General features: G+C 69.3%; 23 protein-coding genes and 1 riboswitch. Of the genes, 3 read left to right on the top strand and 20 right to left on the bottom strand.

The genetic code is table 11. The features are described 5' to 3' along the window. Positions 1 to 7: 7 nt before the first annotated feature. The 3 genes from FEZ32_RS06725 to FEZ32_RS06715 are packed head-to-tail and all read right to left on the bottom strand — an operon-like array spanning position 8 to position 3842. Positions 8 to 1087 (bottom strand): ABC transporter ATP-binding protein, encoded by a 1080-nt coding sequence (locus tag FEZ32_RS06725; RefSeq protein WP_244937820.1) that lies wholly within the window; start codon positions 1085 to 1087, stop codon positions 8 to 10. An 8-nt stretch (positions 1088 to 1095) separates the two neighbouring features. Next, complete coding sequence (locus FEZ32_RS06720; RefSeq protein ID WP_244937819.1) at positions 1096 to 2763, bottom strand: ABC transporter permease; 1668 nt, start codon at positions 2761 to 2763, stop codon at positions 1096 to 1098. Further along, the gene (locus tag FEZ32_RS06715; protein WP_138680277.1) at positions 2760 to 3842 is read right to left on the bottom strand and encodes a thiamine ABC transporter substrate-binding protein; all 1083 of its coding nucleotides are present in this window, start codon (positions 3840 to 3842) and stop codon (positions 2760 to 2762) included. Before FEZ32_RS06715 ends, FEZ32_RS06720 begins: the two co-directional genes overlap by 4 nt. 65 nt (positions 3843 to 3907) lie before the next feature. After that, positions 3908 to 4026, bottom strand: a riboswitch (TPP riboswitch). 455 nt (positions 4027 to 4481) lie between these two features. Between FEZ32_RS06715 and FEZ32_RS06710 the strand changes: the two genes are divergently transcribed. Beyond that, on the top strand, positions 4482 to 5081 hold the full coding sequence (locus tag FEZ32_RS06710; RefSeq protein WP_232020914.1) for a nucleoside/nucleotide kinase family protein: 600 nt from the start codon (positions 4482 to 4484) through the stop codon (positions 5079 to 5081). A gap of 106 nt (positions 5082 to 5187) precedes the next feature. Here FEZ32_RS06710 and FEZ32_RS06705 read toward each other — a convergent pair whose 3' ends face one another. Further along, the gene (locus FEZ32_RS06705; protein WP_097798308.1) at positions 5188 to 5877 is read right to left on the bottom strand and encodes a rhomboid family intramembrane serine protease; all 690 of its coding nucleotides are present in this window, start codon (positions 5875 to 5877) and stop codon (positions 5188 to 5190) included. Continuing rightward, positions 5874 to 6773: a TIGR01777 family oxidoreductase gene (locus tag FEZ32_RS06700; protein WP_138680276.1), complete on the bottom strand. Its 900-nt coding sequence runs from the start codon at positions 6771 to 6773 to the stop codon at positions 5874 to 5876. The genes FEZ32_RS06705 and FEZ32_RS06700 overlap by 4 nt, the downstream gene beginning before the upstream one ends. Positions 6774 to 6878: 105 nt before the next feature. Here FEZ32_RS06700 and FEZ32_RS06695 point away from each other — a divergent pair, with 105 nt between their 5' ends. Together FEZ32_RS06695 and FEZ32_RS06690 are read left to right on the top strand one after the other, a co-directional pair. After that, positions 6879 to 9047 carry an MMPL family transporter gene (locus FEZ32_RS06695; protein ID WP_138680275.1) on the top strand — a complete coding sequence of 723 codons (2169 nt, stop codon included), beginning with the start codon at positions 6879 to 6881 and terminating at the stop codon, positions 9045 to 9047. Further along, on the top strand, positions 9044 to 9478 hold the full coding sequence (locus FEZ32_RS06690) for a pyrimidine dimer DNA glycosylase/endonuclease V (RefSeq protein WP_097798305.1): 435 nt from the start codon (positions 9044 to 9046) through the stop codon (positions 9476 to 9478). The genes FEZ32_RS06695 and FEZ32_RS06690 overlap by 4 nt, the downstream gene beginning before the upstream one ends. Positions 9479 to 9514: 36 nt before the next feature. Here the strand turns inward: FEZ32_RS06690 and FEZ32_RS06685 are convergent, their stop codons facing one another. The 15 genes from FEZ32_RS06685 to tilS form a co-directional block, all read right to left on the bottom strand. After that, a complete protein-coding gene (locus tag FEZ32_RS06685; protein WP_028702173.1) occupies positions 9515 to 10294 on the bottom strand; it encodes a DUF6339 family protein in 780 nt (259 codons plus the stop codon). After that, the gene (locus FEZ32_RS06680) at positions 10291 to 11178 is read right to left on the bottom strand and encodes a hypothetical protein (protein ID WP_138680274.1); all 888 of its coding nucleotides are present in this window, start codon (positions 11176 to 11178) and stop codon (positions 10291 to 10293) included. Before FEZ32_RS06680 ends, FEZ32_RS06685 begins: the two co-directional genes overlap by 4 nt. Then, positions 11178 to 12998, bottom strand: a complete 1821-nt coding sequence (locus FEZ32_RS06675; RefSeq protein WP_138680273.1) for a hypothetical protein — start codon at positions 12996 to 12998, stop codon at positions 11178 to 11180. The genes FEZ32_RS06680 and FEZ32_RS06675 overlap by 1 nt, the downstream gene beginning before the upstream one ends. A gap of 159 nt (positions 12999 to 13157) precedes the next feature. Continuing rightward, positions 13158 to 14006 carry a protein NO VEIN domain-containing protein gene (locus FEZ32_RS06670; protein ID WP_138680272.1) on the bottom strand — a complete coding sequence of 283 codons (849 nt, stop codon included), beginning with the start codon at positions 14004 to 14006 and terminating at the stop codon, positions 13158 to 13160. A gap of 112 nt (positions 14007 to 14118) precedes the next feature. Then, entirely contained in the window at positions 14119 to 16665 is a 2547-nt protein-coding gene (locus tag FEZ32_RS06665; protein WP_138680271.1) for an ATP-dependent Clp protease ATP-binding subunit, read from the bottom strand. A 331-nt stretch (positions 16666 to 16996) separates the two neighbouring features. Continuing rightward, a complete protein-coding gene (locus FEZ32_RS06660; RefSeq protein WP_138680270.1) occupies positions 16997 to 17317 on the bottom strand; it encodes a histone-like nucleoid-structuring protein Lsr2 in 321 nt (106 codons plus the stop codon). A 531-nt stretch (positions 17318 to 17848) separates the two neighbouring features. Continuing rightward, positions 17849 to 18445, bottom strand: coding sequence for a cell division topological specificity factor MinE (locus FEZ32_RS06655; protein ID WP_236082604.1), 597 nt, complete (start codon positions 18443 to 18445; stop codon positions 17849 to 17851). Positions 18446 to 18616: 171 nt separating this feature from the next. Next, positions 18617 to 19177, bottom strand: a complete 561-nt coding sequence (locus tag FEZ32_RS06650) for a DUF3180 domain-containing protein (protein WP_138680269.1) — start codon at positions 19175 to 19177, stop codon at positions 18617 to 18619. Next, on the bottom strand, positions 19174 to 19734 hold the full coding sequence (gene folK, locus FEZ32_RS06645; RefSeq protein ID WP_028702179.1) for a 2-amino-4-hydroxy-6-hydroxymethyldihydropteridine diphosphokinase: 561 nt from the start codon (positions 19732 to 19734) through the stop codon (positions 19174 to 19176). Before folK ends, FEZ32_RS06650 begins: the two co-directional genes overlap by 4 nt. Continuing rightward, a complete protein-coding gene (gene folB / locus FEZ32_RS06640; RefSeq protein ID WP_028702180.1) occupies positions 19725 to 20117 on the bottom strand; it encodes a dihydroneopterin aldolase in 393 nt (130 codons plus the stop codon). Before folB ends, folK begins: the two co-directional genes overlap by 10 nt. A gap of 71 nt (positions 20118 to 20188) precedes the next feature. After that, positions 20189 to 20998, bottom strand: coding sequence for a dihydropteroate synthase (gene folP / locus FEZ32_RS06635; protein WP_414973661.1), 810 nt, complete (start codon positions 20996 to 20998; stop codon positions 20189 to 20191). 102 nt (positions 20999 to 21100) lie between these two features. Then, positions 21101 to 21709: a GTP cyclohydrolase I FolE gene (gene folE, locus FEZ32_RS06630; RefSeq protein WP_036980618.1), complete on the bottom strand. Its 609-nt coding sequence runs from the start codon at positions 21707 to 21709 to the stop codon at positions 21101 to 21103. Between the two features lie 62 nt (positions 21710 to 21771). Beyond that, complete coding sequence (gene ftsH, locus FEZ32_RS06625; RefSeq protein ID WP_138680268.1) at positions 21772 to 24045, bottom strand: ATP-dependent zinc metalloprotease FtsH; 2274 nt, start codon at positions 24043 to 24045, stop codon at positions 21772 to 21774. A 78-nt stretch (positions 24046 to 24123) separates the two neighbouring features. Next, the gene (hpt, locus tag FEZ32_RS06620; RefSeq protein WP_097827229.1) at positions 24124 to 24675 is read right to left on the bottom strand and encodes a hypoxanthine phosphoribosyltransferase; all 552 of its coding nucleotides are present in this window, start codon (positions 24673 to 24675) and stop codon (positions 24124 to 24126) included. A gap of 69 nt (positions 24676 to 24744) precedes the next feature. After that, a complete protein-coding gene (tilS, locus tag FEZ32_RS06615) occupies positions 24745 to 25749 on the bottom strand; it encodes a tRNA lysidine(34) synthetase TilS (RefSeq protein WP_138680267.1) in 1005 nt (334 codons plus the stop codon). Between the last annotated feature and the right edge of the window lie 37 nt (positions 25750 to 25786).

The raw sequence follows: 25786 nt of genomic DNA, 5'->3' as shown, positions 1-25786 counted from the left end.
CCGGCAGTCAGTGTCCCGGCCGGAGGTGCACGAGAGCCGAGGCGTCCACGCCGAGACCCACCGTCTCGCCGGGCTCTCTGCCGAGGGCACCACCACCGACGACCGCCGCCGCAAGACGCCCGTCGGGCAGCTTCACCTCCACCTCGGTGCGACCCCTCACGAACCGCGAGGAGACCACTTCCGCGCTGATCCCACCGGCCCCGGGAGCGCGACCACTGGACTCCCGGGCCTCCTCCACCACCAGCGACCCGACCGGCAGTGCCACCGGCCCCTCGACCCGCACCCCGAACCAGGCCGCCATCTGCTCGGGGGCGACCACCGGCCCCTGGCCGAGCAGTTCCACCACACCGGCGTCGGCCGGGTGGCCCCACAGCCGGGCCGGGGTGTCGAGCTGGACGAGTCGCCCGGCCTCCATCACCCCGACCAGGTCGGCCACCGCGAAGGCCTCGTCCTGGTCGTGGGTGACGTGGACTGTGGTCGTCCCGGTGCGCTGCACCAGATCCCGGATGTCGGAGGCCAGCCGGGACCTCAGCGCCTTGTCGAGGCTGGACAGCGGTTCGTCGAGCAGCAGCAGCCGAGGTTGGGCCGCCAGCGCCCGGGCCAGCGCGACCCGCTGCGCCTGGCCGCCGGAGATCTCCTGGACCGGCCGGTTCTGGTACCCCTGGAGCCCGACCAGCTCGAGGAGCTCCCCCACCCGGGCGCGACGTCGTCCCCGCGGCATCCGGTTGAGGGCATAGCCGACATTTCCGGCGACGTCCCGGTGCGGGAACAGCTGGCCGTCCTGGAACATCAGCCCGAAGCCGCGACGGTGGACGGGCACCCTGGTGACGTCCTCGCCGTCCCACAGCACGGTCCCCCGCTCGGGCCGCACCAGGCCGGCGACCGCCCTCAGCAGGGAGGACTTGCCCGACCCGGAGGCGCCCAGCAGGGCGACCACCCGGCCCGGCGCAACGTCGAGACTGACGTCGTCCACCGCGGGCTGGGCGCCCTGCTCGTAGCGGACCGTCAGGTCTCTCACCGACAGCCCTGCAGCACCCTTGTCCACCACGCGGTCCTCCGAACCCTCATCCAGACCCTCATCCGTCACCTGCTCGCCTACCACGACGTCACCTCCGGTGGTCGAAGTCTCTCCGCGATCCCCATCACGACCACCGTCATCCCCGCCAGCAGCACCGAGGCGGCCATCGCCATCCCGTAGTTCTCGGCGCCGGGCCGCGAGATCAGCCTGCCGATGGCCACCGGCAGGGTCATCCGATCGGGGCGCGACAGGAAGGAGGTCGCCCCGAACTCCCCCAGCGAGGTGGAGAAGGCGAACCCGATCGCCAGCCCCAGGCCGCGCGCCAGCACCGGCAGGTCGATGGTTCCCAGCACCCGCCACGGCGGCGCCCCCAGCGCCGCGGCCGCCTCCTGCTGACGCGGATCGATCCCGCGCAACGGCGGCAGCAGCACCCGGGTGACCAGTGGGATCGCCACCATCGCCTGGGCGATCGGCACCAGCACCGGGGAGGTGCGCAGGTCCAGCGGCGGCCGGTCCAGGGTGATGAGGAACCCGAATCCGACGGTCACCGCGGAGACCCCCAGGGGAAGCATGAAGGCCGCATCGCCGATCGACAGCCCGGCCCGTCCCCACCGGCCGGTGGGACGCCGCGACAGCAGCAGGGCCACCACCGCGCCCAGTCCGACCGCCAGCAGGGTCGCCCAGACCGCGGTGGTGAGGGAGTTGATGAGGGTCTGCCAGACGCTGATGACCATCCCGGAGCTGTCCCCGGCCGACATCAGCGCCCGGTAGTTGGCGATCGACCAGACGCCGTCGCGCTGGAAGGACCGCTCCACCAGGGTGAGCACGGGGGCGAGCAGCAGGACGACCAGGACGACGGCGGTGACGACCACCGGCAGCCCGTCGCGACGTCCCCGGAATCGCAGCGGTCCCGGCGAGGCGCTGCCCAGGGACCGTTGCAGACGGCGCTGGGCCCGACCCGACAGGAACAGGCACAGCCCGGTGACCGTCAGCTGGACCACCGCCAGCGAGGAGGCGGTGGGAAGGTCGAGGAACTCGACGGTCTGGGTGTAGATCTCGGTCTCCAGGGTGGAGTACTGGGTACCGCCGAGCACCTGGACGATGCCGAAGGCCGAGGCGCAGAACAGGAAGACCACCGAGGCGGCCGAGGCGATCGCCGGCGCCAGGGCCGGCAGGGTGACGGTCCGCCAGACCCGCAGCGGACCGGCCCCCAGAGCCCGGGCGGCGTCGGCCCGGCGCGGGTCGAGCTGGGCCCAGGTGGACCCCACCGTGCGCACCACCACGGAGTAGTTGAAGAACACCAGGGCGGCGGTGATGGCCTGCCAGGACCCGTCCAGGCCGAGGAACCCGAGCCGGCCGTTGGAGGCCAGCAGGGTCCGGAAGGCGACGCCGACCACCACGGTCGGCAGCACGAAGGGCACCGAGACCAGGGCCCGGACGAGGGTGCGTCCGGGCCAGCTCACCCGGTAGAGCAGGTGGGCGCCGAACAGGCCGAGCACCAGGCAGAGCAGGGTGCCCAGGCTCGCCTGTCCCAGGGTGAACCGGATGATCCGCCAGGTCCGCGAGGACTGGAAGGTCTGGGCCATCACCGCGAGGGTGGGGTGGCCCTCCTCATCGATGAACCCCTTCACGATGAGGTGGATCGCCGGGGCGGCGAAGAAGACCGCCAGGAAGCCGACGGCCAGCAGGCCGGCGACCAGCCAGCAGGCGCGCCACACCCACTGGGACGTCCGGTAGGACCTCACCCCTGAACCGTCTCGGTCCACTCCTTGATCCAGGTGTTCCGGTTGACCGACAGCGTCTTCGGGTCGACGGTGAACGGCTTGGGGGACAACGGGGCGAACTTCTTCCACTCGGCGGGCAGCGCCACCGAGGAGTCGATCGGGTACATGTACATCTGCCCGGGGATGTCGGCCTGGGCGTCCTTGGAGAGCAGGAAGTCGACGAAGGCCTTCGCCCCGGCGGGGTTCTTGGCGCCGTGGATGACCCCGGCGTACTCGGTCTGGCGGAAGCAGGTGTTGAGCAGGGCGGAGGTGGCGGTGGTCTTCCCGTCCTTGCTCACGGTGTCGGCCGGGGAGGTCGAGTAGGACAGCACGAGCGGGTACCTGCCCTTGCCCTGGCCGGCGCTGAAGTCGACGTTGTAGGCGTCCTGCCAGCCCTTGTCGACCTTGACGCCGTTGTTCTTGAGGCTGGTCCAGTAGCCCTTCCAGCCGTTCTCACCCTTGGCGCCGACGGTGGCTGCCAGGAAGGCCATTCCCGGGGAGGAGGTGGCCGGGCTGGAGACCACCAGCAGGTTCTTGTACTGGGGCTTGGCGAGATCGTCGAGGGTGGTGGGGACCGCCAGCTTCTTGGCGGAGAACCAGCCGTCGTCGGCGTTGATGCAGACATCGCCGCGATCGATCGGGGTGAGCTTGCCGTCGGTGTCCCGGGCGGCGTCCTTGGCCGAGGCGGGCAGCGCGGCGGAGCTGTAGGGGTCCAGCACGCCGGCCTGGATGGCGCGTCCGGAGAAGGTGTTGTCGATGCCGAAGACGGCGTCGCCGAGCGGGGAGTCCTTGGTGAGGATCATCTGGTTGACGACGGCGCCGGCGTCCCCCTGGGAGACGAACTTGGGCCGGTAGCCGGTCTTCTTGGTGAACTCGGCGACGACGTTCTTGCTCATCGCCCAGGAGTCGTGGGTGACGATGGTGACGTCCTTGGACGGGGTGGCCGAGCCGGAGGCCGAGCCTGCGCTGGACGACCCGCCCGATGACCCGCACCCGGCCAGTGCCATCGCTGCGGCGAGCAGAACGGCCAGTCCTGCGTGACGGTCTCGGATCCCGAACATTGCCTTCTCCTCCTCATGGAGGGGCCCGGCGCTCGCGTCCGGGCGGCTGGCCCTGACGAAAGAGCCTGGAGAGATTCTCGACTCCCTACGCCGGGTTGATCCCGCTGGTGCGGGTCCGGATCAGGTTCGAGGGTCTGCCTTCTCGGCACTCTCAGCACGATTGCGTGCTCCCCTGTCGACGCCGAAGACTCTATCAGTCCGTCCGCCAGGGGCCTGCTGACGTCCGACACGACGCCGCCAGACCCGGGGGACGACCCCACCCAGGCCGGGGGACGACACCACCCAGGCCCATTCGTGTTCGATCTTCCGGTGAGTTCAACCCAAGATCGAACACAAACCCGGGCCAGGCCCGACACCAGACCCACAACCCCCACACAGGCCCGTTGGTGTTCGATCTTCCGGTGAGTTCAACCCAAGATCGAACAGAAACCCCCACACCAGGCCCGACATCGACCCCACAACCCCACACCAGGCCCGACATCGGCCCCACGGCCCCACACCACGCCCATTCGTGTTCGATCCCCCGGCGAACTCACCCGAAGATCGCACACCAAACCGGGAACGGTCCAGTGCACCTGTGCCCCGGATTCCGATGCGGGTCCACAGTTCCTCCCACCCACCGGAGGATGATGGTGCCCCGTGAGACCTCACCAGGCTGCCGACCGCCCACCAGCGCGCTCCCCACACGGGCCGGCCGAGACCTTCTCCCCTGGCGAGGCCGACCCCATCGTCGATCGGATTGCGGCCGACGGCGCCGGACGACGACCGGTGGTCCTGATCGACGGCGGCTCGGGATCGGGCAAGTCCACCCTCGCCGAGGCCCTGGTCGGCATCCTGGACCGGCGGCCGGGAGCGCCCTGGCAGCTGGTCCACGACGACTTCTACCCGGGTTGGGCCGGCCTGTCGGCGGCGTGGCGGATGGTCCCCGAGAAGATCCTGGCCGACCACGACGCCGGGTACCGACCGTGGGACTGGGCCGCGAAGGCCCCCGGCGACCGGCGCGAGCTGGACCCCCGGGCGGCGATCCTCGTCGAGTGCTGCGGGGCCCTCACCCCGGTCTCGGCGGCGATGGCCACCACCCGCATCTGGTGCGAGGCGGACCCGCGGACCCGCAGACGACGGGCTCTGGACCGCGACGGCGAGATGTTCGCCCCCTACTGGCAGATGTGGGCCGTCCAGGAGGAGCTCCACTGGCTGCGGCACCGCCCCCGGACCCTGGCCGACATCGTGGTGGGCTGAGCTCAGCCCCTCACCGTCAGCGGGGCGGACCCGCCGACCTGTCGGATCCGGGGCTCAGCCCCTCACCTTCAGCGGGGCGCACCCGCCGACCTGCCGGATCCGGGGCTCAGCCAGGCACCGGGGTGATGAGGTACTTCAGAACCACCAGGATCACCATCACCGCCAGCAGTCCGGCCAGCGCCCACCAGGTCATCGGCCGGTGTCCGCGGCGCACCCGCTCGGTGTCCTCGAAGAACACCACGCCGGTCACCAGGCCCGCCAGGAATCCTCCGACGTGGGCCTGCCAGGCGATGTCGGGGATGAAGAAGACCAGCGCCACGTTGAGCCCCAGCACGATCCACAGCGGCCTGGTCGACCCGCCGAGTCGCCGCTGCACCACCAGCAGGGTGCCGAACAGCCCGAAGATCGCCCCCGAGGCGCCGACCAGGCCGTCGTACCAGCCCGGCACGATCGCCGTCCCGTTCGGTACCGGCGAGGCCATCACCACGAACAGGGTGCTGCCGGCCAGGGCCGACAGCAGATAGCTGGCGATGTAGCGGGCCCGCCCCAGGAATCCCTCGAGGCTGCGACCCACCGCCCACAGCGCCCACATGTTGAACCCGATGTGGGTGATGTTCTCGGCGTGGGCGAAGGCCGAGGTGAGGAACCGCCACGGCTCCTCGCGCCCGGCCGCGGCCGACAGCGCGATGTCGTCGATGAATCCCGGCACCGTGAGCTCGACCGCCCACACCAGCACGCAGATGCCGATGAGGGTCCAGGTGACCACCGGGACCGGGCGAGTGTTCTGCCGGCTCACCGCCTGCCCCGCTCGGCGGTGGCGATCGCCCGGGCGAGGCTGGGGTCGTCGAACTCGAACCCGATCCGGCCGAGCACCTCGCCGCGGACCCGCTGGCCGGCGAGCAGCGCCTCGTCGACAAGCTCGGAGCCGAAGATCATCCGGACCGCCGAGGTGGGCAGCGGCAGCATGTGGGGGCGGTGCAGGTACTCGGAGTAGGTGGCGATGAACTCGGCATTGGTCACCGGGATCGGGGCCACCAGGTTGATCGGCCCGACGATCTCGGGGTTGGTGAGGGCCGCGATCATCACCCGGATGTGGTCGCGCAGGCTGATCCACGACAGGTACTGCCGCCCCGAGCCCATCCTGCCGGCCAGCCCCAGCCGCACCATGGGCCGCTGCTTGGCCAGGAATCCGCCCTGGGGGGCGATCACCTGGCCGGTGCGCAGCATCACGACGCGGACGTCGTCGGGGGCCTCGGAGGCCGCGGCCTCCCACTGCCGGCAGACTCCGGCGAGGAATCCGTCGCCGGCGCCGTCATGCTCGCAGACCCACTCGTCGCCGCGCGGGCCGTAGTAGCCGACGGCCGATCCGTTGAGGAAGATCTTGCACCGCTTCGAACTCTCCAGCGCCCGGGTGACGATCCGGGTGGTGTCCAGGCGGGAGTAGAGGATGCGCTGCTTGCGGTCCTCGGTCCAGCGTCCCTGGGCGATGGGTTCGCCGGCCAGGTTGATGACGGCGTCGACGTCGTCCAGGAAGGGCGGGGCGATGGACAGGGTGTCGAGGTCCCACCGTCTGTCGCTGGCCTCGATGGGCTCGTGACGGGTGAGGGTCACGACCTCGTGGCCCTGTCGACGCAGCTCCGTGACCAGGGCGCTGCCCAGCAGTCCGGCGAAGCCTCCGATAGCGATGCGCATGGGCCAAGTGTAGGAAGCCGTCCCCGGCCCGTCTCATGATCGCCGGGAGCGGACGGGTGTGTCGCAGCCTCGCGGGGTGGGCGACGGCGCGCCTATTATGACCGCATGGACAACGACCCCTCCGGCCACCGGAGCGCCTCCAGGACTCCGCGCAGCTGGCTGAGGGTGCTGGTGCCCGCCCTGCTCATCCTCATCTGGCTGGCCGGGGCGGGGGTCGGCGGACCCTACTTCGGTCGGGTCGACGAGGTCTCCTCCAACGACGCCACCGCCTACCTTCCGCGATCGGCCGATGCGACCCGGGTCCAGGAGCTGATCGGGGAGTTCAACGACTCCTCGGCGATCCCCGCGGTGGTCGTGATGACCAGCGGCTCGCCGCTGACCCGCAGCCAGACCGGCGCCCTGCAGAAGGCGGTCCAGGGGCTGGCCTCGGTCCAGGGAGTGACCGGCCAGGGCTCCCCGGCCATTCCCTCCAAGGACGGCCGAGCCATCCAGGCCTTCGTCCCGATCGACCGGGACGCCGACGTCGGCGAGGCGGTCGACCGGGTCAGGGACACCCTCGAGAGGACCGCACCGGAGGGGATCGAGGTCTTCGTCACCGGACCGGCGGGATTCACCGCGGATCTCCTGGAGGCCTTCTCGGGGATCGACACCCTGCTGCTGGGAGTGGCCCTGGCGGCCGTCCTGGTGATCCTGCTGATCGTCTACCGGTCCCTGCTGCTGCCCGTCGTGGTGCTGCTGACCGGAGTCTCCGCGCTGACGGTGGCCCTGCTGGTGGTCTGGCACCTGGCGCGGGCCGGGGTGCTGCTGCTGAGCGGGCAGACCCAGGGGATCCTGTTCATCCTGGTGATCGGGGCGGCCACCGACTACGCCCTGCTCTACGTCGCCCGGTACCGGGAGGCGCTGATTGCCGAGAGGGACCGGTGGACCGCCACCGTCGATGCCCTCAAGGGGTCCGTCAGGCCGATCGTCGCCTCCGGCGGGACGGTCATCGCCGGACTGCTGTGCCTGATGCTCAGCGAGCTGAAGTCCAACAGCACCCTGGGGCCGGTGACCTCCATCGGCATCGTCTTCGCGATGCTGGCGGCGCTGACCTTCCTCCCGGCGATGCTGCTGCTGATGGGACGGGCCGCCTTCTGGCCCAGGGTCCCGCACTTCGACCCGCAGGCCTCCGGCGAGGTCTCCCCCACCGGGCTGTGGGCGCGGGCGGGACGGGCGCTGTCGACGCGGCCGCGCACGGTGTGGGTGGTGGCCTGCGTGATCCTGGCGGTGTGCACCCTGGGGATCACCCAGCTGCGCGCCCAGGGGGTGCCCCAGTCCGACCTGGTGCTCGGCTCCTCCCAGGCCCGCGACGGACAGCGCGCCCTGGCCGAGCACTTCCCCGGCGGCTCCGGCAGTCCCGCCTTCGTCGTCACCAGCTCGGCGGACCTGCAGAAGGTCGCCGACGTCCTGCTGGCGAGTTCGGGGGTGCAGAGTGTCGCCGTCTCGGCCGACACCCCGGCGGGCACCGCACCGGTGACCCGGTCGGGGATCGGCGGGTTCGGCGGCCCGGGCACCCCCGCGCCCGAGCCTCGGGTGGTCGACGGCCAGGTGCTCCTCCAGGCGACCCTGGCCGATGCGGCCGACTCCGATGCCGCCGAGCAGACCGTCCGCGATCTGCGCTCCGAGCTGGACCGCGGCGGCGCCACCGCTCTGGTGGGCGGGGTGACGGCCACCGCCATCGACACCAACGACACCTCGCTGCGCGACCGCAATCTCATCATCCCGCTGGTGCTGGCGGTGATCCTGGTGATTCTCATGGTGCTGCTGCGGGCGGTGGTCGCCCCGCTGGTCCTGCTGGGCACCACCGTGCTGTCCTTCGGGGCGACGATGGGGGTGGCGGCGGTGGTCTTCAACACCGTCCTGGACCTGCCGGGGGCCGATCCGGCGGTGCCGCTGTTCGGCTTCGTCTTCCTGATCGCGCTGGGGATCGACTACAACATCTTCCTGATGACCCGGGTGCGCGAGGAGTCCGGCGCCCACGGCACCCGGCCCGGGATCATCCGGGGGCTTCAGGTCACCGGCGGGGTGATCACCTCGGCGGGGCTGGTGCTGGCGGCGACATTCGCGGCGCTGTCGGTGATCCCGATCCTCTTCCTGGTCCAGATCGCCTTCATCGTGGCCTTCGGGGTGCTCGTCGACACCTTCCTGGTGCGGGCGGTGCTGCTGCCGGCGCTCTGCTACGACATCGGCCGGCCGATCTGGTGGCCGTCCCACTGGGGAAAGGAGATCCGATGAGACTCTGGTCTCTGAACCCGCGCCATCTGGACCGGATGGGGCTGGTCGCCTGCTGGCGGGAGAGTCTGCTGGCCCAGGCGGTCCTGGCCGGCCGCACCAAGGGGTACCGCAACCATCCCCAGCTCAACCGGTTCCGCGCCCAGACCGATCCGCTGGCCGCGGTCGGCTGCTACCTGGAGGGCCTCGGCCGGGAGGCCACCGCGCGGGGCTACCACTTCAACACGACGCTGATCCTGCGGCCCTGCGGACAGACGCCGCCACCGCTCATCCCGGTCACCACCGGTCAGCTCGACCTCGAGTGGCGCCATCTGGGGGCCAAGCTGGCCCAGCGCAGCCCCCAGGACGCGGCTCGCTGGGAGCACGACGAGCCGAGTCCCCATCCGCTGTTCCAGCCGGTGCCCGGTCCGGTCGAGGACTGGGAGCGCGGCTGACCGGGATCGGCGACCCGGGCGGTGGGGCCCGGGCGGTCAGACTCCTCGACGGGCCCGGGACCGCACGATGCTGGAGGCCTCCTCCTCGACGAAGTCGCGCAGCTCCTCGTCGCTGAGAATGTCCAGCAGCATCGATCCGGTGCGGGCGGCGATCAGCGCCATGAACTTGCGGGCGAACTCGGAGCGTCCGCCGGGCTGGCCGGCACCGTAGCTGAGGATCGCGGTGGCCGCCTGGCGGATCAGACGCTGGTCGCGGGCCAGTGAGGGCCGGCCCAGCATGGCGGCGAACTCGGCCTCGCCGAACAGCGGGTCGGCGTCGACCATCACCGGTCCGAGGATCTGCCAGCGCCGCCAGGACTGCTTGAGGTAGCTGCGGTCCTGGTTGCCGCTCTGGGCGCCGATCCACCGGTCGGCGGGAAGCCTGAGCTCCCCCACGATGGTCTCCCCGGGCCATCGGGCGAGGACGACGTCCGGCAGCACCCGCAGGGACAGGTAGGACCACACGCCGTCGTGGGAGGCGTCGGAGCCGATCGGGTCGATCACCTCGGCGATCGCCCGGCCGAGCTCCATGCCGTAGCCGTCGCGACCCTCCTTGGTGTGCAGGTCGAAGCCGGTGAGGCGGGCCACGATGGCCTCCCGCCAGGCGTCGACCTGCTGGGAGTCGGGCAGCGGTCCGGCACCGGGATCGTCGGTGGAGATCCGGCTGGTGTCGACCAGGTAGTCGGCGGTGGTGCCCTCGCCGAGTCGGCGGGCGTGATCGGCGAGCAGCTGGATGGCCTCCCCGGCGCGCAGCCGGGGGATGACGACGGAACTCACTTCAACTCCTTGAGGAATCCGGTCCCGGCCTGCAGCAGCGCCAGGAGGCTTCCGGGATCTCTGGTCAGCACGTCGACGGCCCCGCGCAGGGTGGTGTCGAGGTAGCTGGCGCACAGCTCCTCCAGGCAGGCGCCGGTGCTGCCCTCGTCGAACTCGTCGAGTGCCTCGTCGCCGGCGGTCAGTGCCACCGAGACGAGCATCTGGGTGAGGATGTCGCGGATGATGATCGGCTGGGCGATGCTGTTGTCGGCTCCCAGCAGGGCCTCGGCGGCCGGGTGGTCCTTGTTGACGAAGAGCCTCACCGACCCGAGGAAGGGGGCGTTGAGATCGTCGGCGGAGAACTTCACCAGCCAGGCGGCGTCGCGGGGGAACTCCCCGCCGCGGAACCGGACGGCCTCGACGGGGAAGACGGCGTCGTCCCCCTCGAGGGTGAACCGGAAGGGCTCCTCGCCGGTGAACAGCCGGCTGCCCTTGAGGTAGGCGGCGCGGTTGTCGGGGGCGATCCCGTCGGGTCCGTCGAGGACCAGTTCGTAGCGCACCTCGAGGTCCTGGGCGGCGGTGCCGCCGGGGACCTTGACGGTGATCTCGGCGGCGGGGTGGTCGGGTCCGATGGGGGCCGCCCACAGGAATCGGCGTCCGGTGGAGGGGCAGTCGACCCGCAGCACGGCGAGCAGCCGGGCCATCCCGTCGTCGGCGCTCAGGCCGCTCTCGGCGGCCACCCGAGCGGCGTCGATGGACATCTGGCCGGTGATGGCGAAGTCGGAGATGTAGGTCCAGTCGACCGGTCTCTCGTCGGGTCCGGTGCGCTGGCCGTCGAGCAGCAGGGCGGGCACCGAGCAGCTCACCGCGGCCGGGCTCACCGCCCGGAATGGCTGAACTCTCATCAGGCGTCCTCTCCCAGGAAACTGCAGTCGATGGCGACCCCGTCGGGATAGCTCACGTCGGCGGTGAAGGTCTCCCCCGCCCGGACCCGGATCCCGTCGTAGTCGTAGCGGGTGCCCTCGGAGGTCTGCCACGCGGAGATGTAGATCTCGTCGGAGTCGCCCAGCGAGGAACGCCCGTCGATCCCGATGTCGAGTGTGGGGGTCACCTGCACGTACTGGCCGTCGGAGCGGGCGTGCAGGGTGAACCGGGTCACCGCGATGGTCGGGTCTCCGTGCTCGGAGGGCGGGACCAGCTCGTAGCCGAGCACCTCGACCTTCGAGGTGCGGGCGCGGACATCCTTGGCCTTGCCGCCCCTGCGCTTGCCGGCGGACTTGCGGGAGGCCGAGACGGGCCGGGCGAGGACTCCCAGGGCCGAGGCGAGCTGACTGGCGGCCTCGGCGGGCTGCTCGGCCTCCACGGCGTCGGCCGGCGCCAGGAAGGTGCGCACCTCCTCGCCGATGCGGCGCAGCCCGGTGTTGACCAGCCGCTTCTGAGCGGGTTCCAGAGCGCTGGGGTTCCAGGAGTCGTGGGTGGGCGGCTCGGCGGCCGAGAAGTCGGCATCCATCTCGGGGACCGGCTTGAAGACGCCGACCCACTCACCGATCATGTTGCGGTAGTTGGGGTACTCGCGGTCCTCCACGACCAGTTCGGCGGAGTTGCGCATCAGGGTGACGCGGTTCTCGGCGGACTTGAAGGGGTCCCCCGGCGGCACGGCGCACGGGGCCAGCCCCAGGTGACCGACCAGCTTCTTCGGGTTGCGGCACCAGATCTCCTCGACGGTCACCAGGTCGGCGGCCGACGAGTGCGCGGGCTCGGGGTTCTCGGAGGTCGCCTGGGCGGCTCGCACCGCCTCCAGGCAGGCCTCCTTGGCGGCCAGCACCCGGGAGTCGGCGGCCTCGGGGATGTGCACCGACTCGCCGTCGACGACGACGCTGATCGTCATCTGTCGCCGTTCGGCCTGGTCGGCCAGACGCTTGGCCCACAGGTTGACCGGGACCGCGGTGCAGGCCTCGGCGATGAAGGCCTGGCGGCCGTCGTCGTAGACCGGGGCGGGCAGCAGCAGGGAGGTGCCGGTCTCGGTGGGACCGAATCCCCGCTCGAAGACCGCCTCGCCGAGGGCGTGGGCGTCGGCCCCCAGAACCGGCTGGACCTGTGCGGGATGGCCGTCGGACGAGCGCAGCGCCCACCACTGCTGGCCGGTGTAGCGCTTGGCGTCCATCAGGAAGCTGGAGGTGACGGCGGCGGCGATGAACCGCTCCTCGAACTGTCCGGGGGCGGTCTGGATGCGGGTCCAGATCACCAGCGTGCCGCAGCTGGAGGCGCGGAAGGCCGCGGACTTGCCGAACCCGTAGGTGCCGCCGCCCAGGGAGCGGCCGCGGGGCGCGCCGACGGTGAGCACGAAGTCGCGGTAGTTGGTGGAGTCGTCCTGGCCGACCTGGGAGTCGTTGTTGGTGGGTCCGCCCAGGCCCGAGGTGCCGCGGTCGTGGATCTCGATGGCCTCGATGGTCTCCCCGGCCAGTGCCGAGGCCAGCTCGGAGGCGGGGTTGGCGGTGGCGAAGACGCTGTCGCGCAGCACCTCCAGAGCGTCCTGGGACAGCGTGCGGAAACGCATCTGGTACTCGGGGATGACGCCGTCTGCGCGGGCGTCCCAGGAGTTCTGGGCGGTCTCGCGCAGCAGCAGGCTGGGCGTGGCGACGCTGGTCCCCAGCAGCTTCTTGGTGCCGTCACCGGCGATATCGCCGGCTCCGAAGGGCTTGGCGACCCAGTCCAATGTCATCATCGGCAGGTCACCCGTCCCCGGACACGGCCATCGTTCCAGACTCCGCCGACGCAGCTCATCAGGGGCGCAAGACTCATGCCAGCAAACCTACCGCCCCTCGCCGACAAGACCGAAGCATCCGCGATCCGATCGGCGGCGGCACTGCTGAGGGTCTCACCCTCAGGCGACTCTGGCCTTGGGAAGGGCCAGGTAGTTCAGTGGGTCGAGTACGCAGGTCTGGGTGATTGCTCCGTCGAGTTCGTACAGGCCAACCGTCTTTGATGCGAATGCGAAGACTCGCGACAGCACGTACTCCCCGGCTTCGCGCTCGCTCACGGAGATCTCATTGCGGCTCACGACCATCGGCCAGTACTTCGACCGGCGGGTGGTCTTCACTTCGATGAGTCGTCGACCTCCAGCCGGATTGTAGGAAAGGATGTCGTAGCCGAGCCCGTCTCCCTCTTCCTTGCTGACATGGCGAATCCGGTCGGCCAGATCGCTTCTGCCGGCGCTGTGCAGTCGGGCGCGTTCCAGCTCCAAGACCGCGATCTCGCCGGCCTGTCCCAGCTTTCGGTTGGCGGCTTCTCGAGCAACATAGTCGGTGTGGAATCCTTTCTCCGAGGATCCGTGTCGACCGACTTGAATGTCGACTCCATATGGCGGATCGGAGAGTTTCCACGAGATCTCGAGGCGAGCGGCCGCCGGTGCATCAACTGCCGCATCCATCTCTGAGAAGAGCTGAGGCCTGCGTGCCAGCTGCGCTCTCACTTCATCGGCCAACGATTGCTGATAGTTGCTCAGCGGCGCGTAGCCATCGACATAGACGCACCTGTCGTCGCGCAGCACAGCCGAGATGTTCTGGAACTTGTCCTCCACCGATCTGTGAGCCCTGCCAGTCGCGGCCATCACACGGCGGTTGATTTCCTTCTTGTTGAAAGACTGACCGGTGAGCTCCTGTTCCAGCATGTCGAGATATGCCTGCACTGTCACCGCGTTCTCAGCTGCACTCCAGGGAGGATTTCTGGCCACGGCAGTACTCTATCGGCCACAACCTTTGGGGCAGCGCAGGCCACACACGAGCCGGGCCCCCACCATCAGGTGGGGGCCCGGCTCGGGTATTCGGTTGTGTGGACCTCTCGGATCAGTCGTTGCCCGGCTGATCATTCTTCGAGGGAGAGGTCCCCGAGTCCCCGACCAGCTCGGCGGGCACCTCGTCGGGGAGCTCCTCGCGGGCCGTACCGGTGAAGGTGAACGGCTCCTCGGATCCCTCCGGCGCGACGTCGACCAGGACGATCTGACCCGGCTTGACCTCGCCGAACAGGATCTTCTCGGCGAGCGGGTCCTCGACGTCGCGCTGGATCGTCCGGCGCAGCGGCCGGGCGCCCATCAACGGGTCGAAGCCCCGATCGGCGAGCAGGGACTTGGCGGCGGGAGTGACCTCCACGCTCATGTCCTTGTCGCCCATCCGCTCCTCCAGCTGGCCGATCATCAGGTCGACGATCCGCAGGATGTCCTCGCGGGACAGCTGGTGGAAGACGATGATCTCGTCGAGCCGGTTGAGGAACTCGGGGCGGAAGTGGCCCTTCAGCTCCTCGGTCACCTTGGACTTCATCTTCTCGTAGCTGGACTCCTCGTCCCCGGCCTTGGAGAAGCCGAGGTTCACCGACTTGGAGATGTCACGGGTACCGAGGTTGGTGGTGAGCACGATGACCGTGTTCTTGAAGTCCACCACCCGGCCCTGGGCATCAGTCAGCCGGCCCTCGTCGAGGATCTGCAGCAGCGAGTTGAAGATGTCCGGGTGGGCCTTCTCGATCTCGTCGAACAGAATCACCGAGAACGGCTTGCGGCGCACCTTCTCGGTGAGCTGTCCACCCTCCTCGTAACCGACGAATCCTGGCGGGGAACCGAACATCCGCGACGCCGTGTGCTTCTCGGAGTACTCCGACATGTCGAGGGTGATGAGAGCATCCTCGTCGTCGAACAGGAACTCCGTCAGCGCCTTGGTGAGCTCGGTCTTGCCGACGCCGGAGGGCCCGGCGAAGATGAACGAACCCATCGGACGCTTCGGATCCTTCAGGCCGGCGCGGGTACGACGGATCGACCGGCACAGGGCCTTGACGGCCTCCTCCTGGCCGACGTACCGCTTGCCGATCTCCTCCTCCATGTGGAGCAGCCTGGTGGACTCCTCCTCGGTCAGCTTGAAGACCGGGATGCCGGTGGAGCTGGAGAGCACCTCGGCGATCTCCTCCTCGCCGACCACCGCCGGGGCGGAGTCGTCACCGTTCTTCCACTCGGTCTCCTTGCGGTCGCGCTCGACGATCAGCTTCTTCTCGTCGTCCCGCAGGCCGGCGGCGCGCTCGAAGTCCTGAGCGTCGATCGCGGCCTCCTTCTCGATGCGCACCTGGGCGATCTTGTCGTCCACCTCACGCAGGTCCGGCGGTGCGGTCATCCGACGGATCCGCATCCGGGCGCCCGCCTCGTCGATCAGGTCGATCGCCTTGTCGGGCAGGAAGCGGTCCTGGACGTACCTGGCCGCCAGATTCGCCGCCGAGGAGATGGCCTCGTCGGTGATCGTGATCTTGTGGTGCGCCTCGTACTTGTCGCGCAGTCCCTTGAGGATCTCGATCGTCAGCGGGATCGACGGCTCGGCAACCTGGATCGGCTGGAACCGGCGCTCCAGAGCGGCATCCTTCTCGATGTGCTTGCGGTACTCGTCGAGGGTGGTCGCACCGACCGTCTGCAGCTCGCCGCGGGCCAGCATCGGCTTGAGGATGCTGGCGGCGTCGATCGCTCCCTCGGCGGCACCCGCACCGACCAGGGTGTGGATCTCGTCGATGAACAGAATGATGTCACCGCGGGTCTTGATCTCCTTGAGGACCTTCTTCATCCTCTCCTCGAAATCGCCGCGGTAGCGGGAACCCGCCACCATGGAACCGAGATCGAGGCTGTAGATCTGCTTGTCCCGCAGCGTCTCGGGGACGTCGCCCCGCACGATCGCCTGGGCCAGACCCTCCACGCAGGCCGACTTGCCGACTCCGGGCTCGCCGATGAGAACGGGATTGTTCTTGGTGCGACGGCTCAGCACCGTCATCACCCGCTCGATCTCCTTCTCACGGCCGATCACCGGATCCAGCTCGCCATTGCTGGCAGCCTGGGTGAGGTTGCGGCCGAACTGGTCGAGGACGGTGCCCGAGGAGGCCGCCGGCCCCACATCGGGAGCCCCGGCGGTGGCCGCCTCCTTGTCGGTGCCCTGGTAGCCCTGCAGCAGCTGCAGGACGGTGTTGCGCACCGTGTTGAGATCGGCCCCCAGGCGGATCAGCACCTGGGCAGCAACGCCCTCCCCCTCGCGGATCAGGCCGAGCAGGATGTGCTCGGTGCCGATGTACGAGTGGTTCATCTGGAGAGCCTCGCGCAGGCTCAGCTCCAGGACCTTCTTGGCTCGAGGAGTGAAAGGAATATGGCCGGTCGGCGTCGAATTGCCGTGACCGATGATCTCCTCCACCTGGGCCCGGACTGCCTCCAGCGAGATGTCCAGGGACTCGAGCGCCTTGGCGGCAACTCCCTCCCCCTCGCTGATAAGACCCAGCAGGAGGTGCTCTGTGCCGATGTAATTGTGGTTCAGGGCCTTGGCCTCGTCCTGGGCCAGGACGACGACCCGACGTGCCCGGTCTGTGAACCGTTCGAACATGAAGTCTCCTTGTGACGGGACCCGGGCGACCCCGAAGGGACACCCGCTGTCTTGGACAGTCTAGTAACGCCCCCTGACAGGACCTGAGTCCCGTCGTTCGCCGGCCGCGCAACGACGCCGTGCAGACCGGTTCTGAGCCCGGATCGAGGCGGTCTGGCGCCCCCTCCCCGATCCGCTGGGAGACTCCTCCTTCTCCCCTGGTCTCCTCACCGGGGACCGGGCGGCAGGGGCACGGACGCGGGACCGGCGCGGGACCGGCGTGGGGGGACGCAGCTGCGCCGGCGACCCTGTCGGGTCGCCGGCGCAGCACAGGTCGTTCAGGACCGTCGGATCACAGGTGAGCCTTCTCGTAGGCGGCGCGCACCTCATTGGAGACCCGGCCACGGGCCGAGACCTCCAGGCCCTCGCTCTGGGCCCACTGACGGATCTCGTTGGCGGTCGGGCCGCCGGAGGGGCGGTGCCCACGGCTGCGACGACCACCGGTACGGCGGGCCGCTCCGATCCACACCGCGAGGCTGTCACGCAGCTTCTGCGCGTTTGCAGCCGAAAGATCGATGACGTAGTTCACGCCATCGACAGCAAAAGCGACTGATTCGTCGGCGGGAGTGCCATCGATATCGTCGACAAGGTCAACACGAACCCTCTGTGCCATGGTGTTCCTTCCAAAGTTCTGACCAACACGATCGGGCCCTGGTTCCCCCTCCCGACCGATCTGATGCAATGTTAAGGATTAAGGGGTCCAGTTTTCAAGCCGATTACAGAAATAATTCACCGATTGTGTTCACTTGCCAGGAGAAGACCCTAAAACGCTAACAGCGGAGGGTACACCCGAAGATGCCGGCTCAAAGCGCTGAACCAGCCCATCTCCGATTCTGCGACGGCATCACAGCCCTCGCTCAGGCTGTCCGGGTATCACCAGTTCAGATACGCGAATCACGAACTCCGCAGAGCCCGGCAGGGATCATCCCACCGTTTCCATGCTGTGGCCAAATTTCAGGCTTCCGATACCACGGCCTGCTGTGAATGAGGAAAGCCACCCGGGAGCGTCTGCGTGCGGCGCGGCGCCGTTGGCGTTGTCACTGGTGCGCCCCTGTCAGAACACCGGTCAAGGGATCCAGACCCGAACAGGAGAAGGGCTCCCCGGCCGGTGGCCGGGGAGCCCTTCTCGAGTGATCTGTGGGGGTCAGGCGTGCTTGCGCTCCACCTGATCATCGCCGGGGAAGTCGACGCGAGACATGTCGACGACGGTGGGAACCGATCCGGTCTCCCAGATCTCTCCCGCGCTCGGCACACCGGCGTCGGCGAGGGTGCGGCCCGGCAGGTCGACGACGCGACCAGCCTCGGCGTCGGCAAGAATGCCGGCCAGCTCGGTCTCGAGCTCGGCGACCCGCGACTCCAGGGCGTTGACCTTCTTGTTCCCGGCGGCCACCTTGTACTGAAGGGCTGCCTTGTCGCCGCGCAGGGTGGACAGCTCATTCTCGGCGCGATCGAGCTTTCCGCGAGTGTCGGACAGGGACTTGGAGAGGATGCCCACCCGGTTGGCGAAGGTGTCGATCATGTCCATCGACTCCTTGTGGTGGCGCTGCTCCTCCTTGACCGAGGCCTGGCGAACCGCCTTGAGCTCGGCGAGGTGAGCGGTGCGGATGCTCTCCATCTCGCGCCATGCCATCAGCACCGACACCCAGGCCATCACCAGGGCCACCAGGACCCCGGCTCGGGCGGCCCAGATGGAGGGGATCACTGCACAGGCCACGGCAAGGACCGTGCAGACTATCAACATCGCGAGAACCCCGCGACGATCACTGGACGGTTTGCTGATTCGTTTCCCCTGTGCGCCACTCACGGTGGCAATCCTAACAAGATGTGCCGGGACATTTCACTACTGTCCGTCCCCAAACGCCCGACACGTCGCCCAGCGAACCCCGATTTTTCGGATTCTCTTCGGCTGTTCTCAGTGTGCCGGCTGACTGTCGCCGCCCGCACGGCCCGGATCTGCACCCTCGAGGTGACGGTCCTCACCGTCCGGAGGCACCCGGCAGGCCCTCTCCAGCACCCATCCGGCCAGTCCCAGCAGGACGCAGACCACCGCGGTGACGCTTCCGGTGATCACCCTCTGGCGCGGATAGGGGATGGCCACCTGGCGCACGAAGGTGATGATGTAGACGATGCACGCCCCCGCCAGGGCCGCCCCGGTGAGCACCACGGACTTGCCCAGGGCCAGGCTCACCAGCCCCTCGGTCGGCGAGACCTCCCGGTGCGGGTCGTGGACCTTCCTGCTCAGCACCCGGGCATCGATCCACACCCCGATGGCGACCACGGCCAGGATCACCGGCAGGGACCACGGCAGGATCGGCACCATCGCCTCGGTGAGGAAGAAGACGCTGAGCACGAACCAGCCGACCACCGCCCCGCACAGGGCGGCGACCACGACGGCACGTCGGTCGGTGGGACGCAGATCCCCGCTGGGCTCGGGCTCGGGCGGATCCTCCAGGGGCGGCAACGACCGCGTCACGACAGCGTGACCTCCTGGCCGACCTTGCGCACCCCGGAGGTGTCCATGCCGGAGAGCAGGTCGGCGATCGGGCCACGGCCCTCGAGCTCGGCGTCGGGCTCGACGTCGGCCCAGGGGACCAGCACGAAGGCGCGCTCGAAGGCGCGCGGATGGGGAAGCTTGAGATCGGGCTCGTCGATGCGCTGGTGACCGACCTGGATGAGGTCGACGTCGATGACCCGCGGACCGTTCACCTCGAGGCGCTCGCGTCCGTAGCCGTCCTCGATGGCCAGGCCGCGCTCCAACAGGGTCCGAGGCTCCAGGGTGGACTCGACGACCAGCACCAGATTGTGGAAGTCGGGCTGATCGGCCTTGCCGACCGGGGTGGTGAGATACACCGGCGAGACCCCCACCGGCATTGCCCCCGGCGTCTCGCAGATGAGGTCGACGGCCCCCTGAAGGGTGTCGATGGTGTCGCCGAGATTGGCGCCCAGGCTGAACACCACGGTTCGAAGCGCCCGCATGGTTCCCAGGGTTTCCACGTCGATCCTGGGTTCGGTGTCCCTCGTCATTGACATGTCCGATTCCTCCTGATGACTATCGCGACGTCGCTCAGTGTCACACCGACGGGAGCATGAGGCTTGTGGACCGTCACCTCGACGGCCTGCCCGACCGACGGCGTCGTGCCGGCGGCGGCAAGGCACCGGTCGGCGATCCGGCCGGCGAGGGTCTCGATGAGATCCACCGGCTCTCCCTGGATCTCCTCGACCACTCCCTGGGCGAGCACAGCGTAGTTGACGGTGTCGCTCAGCTGGTCGGAACGAGTCTCCAGGGGTACGGACAGGTCGACGTCGACGACGAAGGGCTGGCCGTTCTGCTTCTCGGAGTCCAGCACCCCGTGGTGGCCGATCGCCGTGATCCCGCTCAGGCGGATGTGCCCGATGTCGTCGCGAGTGTCCATGCTGCGAGGCTACCGTGCCCCCGAGCACCACCGGGGTCGCCGGTGTCGTCCCCTCCCCGGGGGGCCGGGCCTCAGGCCCCCTCCGAGACCCGCAGCCGGGCGAAGACCTCGCAGGCGTCCCGGTTCCCGCGAACCTCGTGGGTGCGCACCGCCCAGGCGTGGTGGGCTGCGCACCAGCAGGTCAGTGCCTGGGTGGCGGCGTCGCGGCCCAGCGGCGGCCGGGGATCCGGGTCGTGCAGCAGGCCGCCGAGGAACCCCTTGCGGGAGACCCCCCACAGCAGCCGCAGATCGGCGAAGGCCTCCTGGACGGTGTCGATCGCCTGCAGCAGCCGCCAGTTCTGCCGTCCGTTCTTGGAGAATCCGATTCCCGGATCGACGATGATCCGGCTGCGCGCGACGCCGGCCCGTTCGGCGTCCGCCACCCGCTCGGACAGTTCCGCCACGACGTCGCCCACCAGATTGTCGTAGTGGGTCAGCTCGACGCTCTGCATCGTCGCCGAGGGACCGCGCCAGTGCATCACGACATAGTCGACGTCGGCGTCGGCCACCACCGGGAGGATCCCGCGGTCGGCCAGACCGCCCGAGACGTCGTTGATGATCTGCGCTCCCGCACCGATGGCCGCCCGGGCCACCTCGGCCCGCATGGTGTCGACCGAGATCACCGCCCCGGAGTCGGCCAGCGCGGAGACGATCGGCACCACCCGGCGCAGCTCCTCGGCCTGCGGGGTCCGGGCCACCCCGGGACGGGTCGACTCCCCGCCGATGTCGACGATGTCGGCCCCCTGGTCGACCAGACCGCGGGCATGGCTGATGGCATCGTCGGGGTCCAGCCACATCCCGCCGTCCGAGAAGGAGTCGGGGGTGACGTTGACCACACCCATCACGAGGGTTCGCGCCGGGTGCGGCGCGCTGTCTCGGGGATCGACGTCAATCACGGGTTCATCATGCCGACTCGCGGCTCCATCCGGGAAACCCGGCGCGGGTCACCCGTTGGTGATGAGCCCCATCGCCTCGGCCCTGGTGGCCGGATCGCGCAGGATGCCGCGCACCGCGGAGGTCACCGTGCGGGACCCTGGCTTGCGGACCCCCCGCATCGTCATGCACATGTGCTCGCACTCCACCACCACGATCACGCCGCGGGCGCCGATGTACCGCACCAGGGCGTCGGCCACCTGGGTGGTGAGGCGCTCCTGGACCTGGGGCCGCTTGGCGTAGCAGTCGACCAGCCGGCCGAGCTTGCTCAGCCCGGTGACCCGGCCGTCCTTGGAGGGGATGTAGCCGACATGGGCCACCCCGACGAAGGGCAGCAGGTGGTGCTCGCAGAAGGACTGCACCTCGATGTCGCGGACCAGGACCAGCTCGTCGTGGGAGATGTCGAAGGTCTTGGAGAGCACCTCCGCCGGATCGGTGTGCATCCCGGCGAACAGTTCCTCGGCGGCCTTGGCCACCCGCATCGGCGTCTCCAGGAGGTCCTCGCGGTCCGGGTCCTCACCGATCGCCGCGAGGAACTCGCGGACCGCGGCCGCGGCCCGCGGCTTGTCGACGAAACCTGTGCTCGAGGGCCCGCTGTGCGGAAGGGCCTGACCCACCATGGAGTGCTCAGAATCGATGCTCACGCCACGATCCTAGGAGCGCCCGGGGAAAGGTGCCGCACTCAGCGCGGCGCCCACGGGCTGTGCGGGAACGATCCGTCGTCGCCCTGCGCCGACTCGCCGGACTGTCCAGGCTGGCTGCCCTGTCCCGACTCGCCGGGCTGACCCGGCTGGGCGGAGGGACCGGCCTGGTGCGACGGGTCAGACTGACCCGGCTGAGCAGAGGAATCAGAAGGTGCCGACTGAGAGGGCGCCGACTGGCCCGACTCCCAACCCGGGGGAGCCCAGTTGGCCGGCGGCTGCCAACCCTGACCACCCTGGCCGCCCTGACCGTTGTTGTTGTCGCTGGGCGCTGCGGCCTGTCCGGCACCGGACCCCGAGGCGCCGATCTGGGCGGGCTGGGCGGCGGCGCCGACCTTCGCGGCCGGTGCCACCGGGGTGATCGGCGGGACGGTGGAGGGAATCCGCTTGTCGGAGCCGGTGAAGGCGCCGCGCTGGGGCCACATCGTGAGCTTGGTGAAGATCTCGGCGACCTCGGCCTTGTTCAGGGTCTCCTTGACGAACAGCTGGCGGACCAGCTCGTCGAGCACCGGACGGTTGGCGATGAGGCAGTCGAAGGCCTCCTGGTGGGCATTCTCCAGCAGGCCGCGGACCTCCTCGTCGACCACCGAGGCGGTGGCCTCGGAGTAGTCGCGCTGCTGGCCGGCGGTCATCCCGAGGAAGGGCTCGGAGTCTCCCGAACCCAGCTGGACGGTACCGACCCGGGCCGACAGGCCGTACTGGGTGACCATCGCGCGGGCCACCTGGGTGGCCTTCTCGATGTCATTGGAGGCACCGGTCGAGGGATCGTGGAAGATCAGCTCCTCGGCCGCACGCCCACCCATCATGTAGGCCATCTGGTCCAGCAGCTCGCCGCGGGTCTGGGAGTACTTGTCGGAGTCGGGCATCACCATCGTGTAGCCGAGGGCGCGTCCGCGCGGCAGGATCGTGATCTTCTGGACCGGATCGGTACCGGGCATCGCCGCGGCCACCAGGGCGTGTCCGCCCTCATGGTAGGCGGTGACCAGGCGGTCGTGCTCGTCCATGATCCTGGTCTTCTTCTGCGGACCGGCGATCACCCGGTCGATGGCCTCGTCCAGCTCGGCATTGCCGATCACCGCGAGGTTGTTGCGGGCGGTCAGCAGGGCCGCCTCGTTGAGCACATTGGCCAGATCGGCGCCGGTCATCCCGGGGGTGCGTCGGGCGATGCTCTCCAGGTCGACGTCGTCGGCCATCGGCTTGCCCTCGGAGTGCACCTTGAGGATCTTGACGCGGCCCTCCATGTCGGGGGCCTCCACCGCGATCTGGCGGTCGAAACGGCCGGGCCGCAGCAGGGCCGGGTCAAGCACGTCGGGACGGTTGGTGGCGGCGATCAGGATGACCCCGCCGTGCACGTCGAACCCGTCCATCTCGACCAGCAGCTGGTTCAGGGTCTGCTCGCGCTCGTCATGGCCGCCGCCCATGCCGGCACCGCGGTGGCGGCCGACGGCGTCGATCTCATCGATGAAGATGATGGCCGGGGCGGCCTCCTTGGCCTGCTCGAACAGGTCGCGGACCCGGGAGGCGCCGACGCCGACGAACATCTCGACGAAGTCGGAACCGGAGATGGAGAAGAATGGCACCCCGGCCTCGCCGGCCACGGCGCGGGCCAGCAGCGTCTTGCCGGTACCGGGAGGACCGTAGAGCAGGACGCCCTTGGGAATCTTGGCGCCGACCCGCTGGAACTTCGCGGGCTCGGCGAGGAACTCCCTGATCTCCTGGAGTTCGTCAATGGCCTCCTGGACGCCGGCGACGTCCTTGAAGGTGGTCTTGGGGGTGTCCTTGGTGCCGACGCTGGCCTTGGACTTCCCGAAGTTCATCACCCCGCCGCGTCCGCCCATGCCCTGGGCCGAACTGAGCATCCAGAAGAACAGAATGCCGAGCACCAGGAAGGGCAGGAAGTTCACCAGCAGGGACTTCCAGACGCTGACTCCCGGATTCGTCCCGTTCCAGCGCTCCAGAGTTCCGGCGTCCACCCGCTTGTCCAGCTGGGTGATGATCTGGTTGCTCTGCTGTCCGATCCAGTTGGACTTGAACTGGTCGCCATTGGCGTCGGTGATCTTGATGATCTGGTCGCCGTCGGTGAGATCGACCTCTTTGAGCTTCTGACTCCCGTTGATCATCGTGATCGCCTGGGAGGTCGGGATGTCCTTCGCCCCGGTCATCGAACTCGTGAGATTGAGCACCGTGATGATGGCGATGATCGCAATCACGATCCATACCAGAGGACCGCGGAACATGCTCTTCGCGTTTTTCATGTACTGCCTAGTGCCGGGGTGTGGAGGGACAGCTTCAGACCATACCAGCGGATACCGACTCCCCCCGGCCGGTCGCGATCACTTGTAGACGTGCTCGGCGAGGGTCGCGACGTCGGTGAGGTTGCGGTAGCGCCCGGCGTAGTCGAGCCCGAAACCGACGACGAACTCGTTGGGGATGTCGTAGCCGATGTACTTGACGTCGACGGGAGCCGAGATCGCCTCAGGCTTGCGGAACATCGCCATGATCTCCAGGCTGCGCGGGTTGCGGGTGCGCAGGTTCTGGACGAGGTAGGACAGCGTCAGGCCGGTGTCGATGATGTCCTCGACGATCAGCACGTCGCGGTCCTCGATGTCGGTGGTGAGGTCCTTGAGGATCCGCACCACGCCGCTGGACCGGGTCCCGGCGCCGTAGGAGGACACCGCCATCCAGTCCATCTGGCAGTGGATCTTCATGGCCCGGCACAGGTCGGCCATGGTCATCACCGCGCCGTTGAGCACACCCACCAGCAGCGGGTCGCGTCCGGCGTAGTCCTTGTCGATGACGGCGGCCACCTCGTCGATGCGATGGGCCACCTCTTCCTGGGAGTAGAGGACGCGTTCAAGATCGTCTGGCAGATCAGCAGCTCGCACGCAGCGAAGCCTACCGGTACCGGAGTCGTGCGGCGTCCCGGTCCGCCGGCCCGGCCTCCAGGGCCGGTCTCAGCTCGAGTTCTCGTCTCCCCGGTTCAGTTCCAGACGCCGTCCGCGCCGGGTGACGCGGGCTCCGGGCAGGTCGACGCCGGCCCCTCCCCTGGCGTGCTGGAGGTCGAGCACCGCCTCGACATGGACGAAGGAGCTCTCCACCCCGGCCCGCTGCAGCCAGGCCTTCACCACCCGGCGGGCCAGGCCGCGGGGCTCGCGCACCAGGTCCGGCAGCGGCAGAGTCGGTAGTGGCAGGGCCGGGAGCGACTGGTCCCCGGCGAGGTCCTGCGGCAGGACGGCGTGCCGGGCCAGCCAGGCGTCTGCCAGATCGGCCATCACGGCGTCCTCCCCCTGCATCAGGACGGCGGTGCGGGCCAGCGCCTCGGCGACCCCGGGGCCCAGATCCTGCTCCAGCACCGGAAGCGTCGAGCGGCGGACCAGGCTGCGCCGGAAGACCGGGTCGGCGTTCTGCGGGTCGTGCCAGGGACGGACTCCCCACTCCCGGCAGGCGGCCACCGTGGTGGTGCGGCGGATCTCCAGCAGCGGGTGCCAGAAGGATCCGGCCCGGGGTCTGATGCCGGCCAGGCTGGTGACCCCCGATCCGCGGGCCAGACCGAGCAGCACCGTCTCGGCCTGGTCGTCGAGGGTGTGGCCCAGCAGCACCGGGCGCCCCTGGGCGACCTCCAGCAGAGCGGCCCGGCGGGCCGATCTGGCGGCGGACTCGGGGCCCTCCCCGGTGTCGCGCACGTCGACCTGCCGGATCACCGCGTCGATCCCGCGCCAGGCGAGCAGCTCGGCGGTCTCGGCGGCGACCCGGTCGGATCCGGACTGCAGCCGGTGGTCGACGATCACCGCGGTGATCCGGGTTCCGGTGCGCCGGCCCGCCCAGTCGGCGCCCAGCGCCAGGGCCAGTGAGTCCGGCCCTCCGGAGCACCCCACCACCGCCGCCTCGACGCCGTCGAGCATCTCGGCGACCCGCTGGGCGACCCGCAGACTGTGCGGGCCGAGTTCCTGTCGTGCCACGCGATCAGCCCGCCGCCGGCAGCCGGGTCACCGTCAC

Source organism: Acidipropionibacterium jensenii, assembly GCF_005890135.1.
Classification (GTDB): Bacteria; Actinomycetota; Actinomycetes; order Propionibacteriales; family Propionibacteriaceae; genus Acidipropionibacterium; species Acidipropionibacterium jensenii.
This window is presented reverse-complemented; position numbering and strand designations above follow the sequence as displayed.

What these genes read in the sequence shown, in the direction of transcription:
- FEZ32_RS06715 (WP_138680277.1), bottom strand. Translation starts at nt 3,842, where the DNA reads ATGTTCGGGATCCGAGACCGTCACGCAGGACTGGCCGTTCTGCTCGCC.
- FEZ32_RS06700 (WP_138680276.1), bottom strand. Translation starts at nt 6,773, where the DNA reads ATGCGCATCGCTATCGGAGGCTTCGCCGGACTGCTGGGCAGCGCCCTG.
- FEZ32_RS06695 (WP_138680275.1), top strand. Translation starts at nt 6,879, where the DNA reads ATGGACAACGACCCCTCCGGCCACCGGAGCGCCTCCAGGACTCCGCGC.
- FEZ32_RS06690 (WP_097798305.1), top strand. Translation starts at nt 9,044, where the DNA reads ATGAGACTCTGGTCTCTGAACCCGCGCCATCTGGACCGGATGGGGCTG.
- FEZ32_RS06680 (WP_138680274.1), bottom strand. Translation starts at nt 11,178, where the DNA reads ATGAGAGTTCAGCCATTCCGGGCGGTGAGCCCGGCCGCGGTGAGCTGC.
- FEZ32_RS06675 (WP_138680273.1), bottom strand. Translation starts at nt 12,998, where the DNA reads ATGATGACATTGGACTGGGTCGCCAAGCCCTTCGGAGCCGGCGATATC.
- FEZ32_RS06665 (WP_138680271.1), bottom strand. Translation starts at nt 16,665, where the DNA reads ATGTTCGAACGGTTCACAGACCGGGCACGTCGGGTCGTCGTCCTGGCC.
- FEZ32_RS06660 (WP_138680270.1), bottom strand. Translation starts at nt 17,317, where the DNA reads ATGGCACAGAGGGTTCGTGTTGACCTTGTCGACGATATCGATGGCACT.
- FEZ32_RS06655 (WP_236082604.1), bottom strand. Translation starts at nt 18,445, where the DNA reads ATGTTGATAGTCTGCACGGTCCTTGCCGTGGCCTGTGCAGTGATCCCC.
- folK (WP_028702179.1), bottom strand. Translation starts at nt 19,734, where the DNA reads ATGTCAATGACGAGGGACACCGAACCCAGGATCGACGTGGAAACCCTG.
- folB (WP_028702180.1), bottom strand. Translation starts at nt 20,117, where the DNA reads ATGGACACTCGCGACGACATCGGGCACATCCGCCTGAGCGGGATCACG.
- folP (WP_414973661.1), bottom strand. Translation starts at nt 20,998, where the DNA reads ATGGGTGTGGTCAACGTCACCCCCGACTCCTTCTCGGACGGCGGGATG.
- folE (WP_036980618.1), bottom strand. Translation starts at nt 21,709, where the DNA reads ATGGTGGGTCAGGCCCTTCCGCACAGCGGGCCCTCGAGCACAGGTTTC.
- ftsH (WP_138680268.1), bottom strand. Translation starts at nt 24,045, where the DNA reads ATGAAAAACGCGAAGAGCATGTTCCGCGGTCCTCTGGTATGGATCGTG.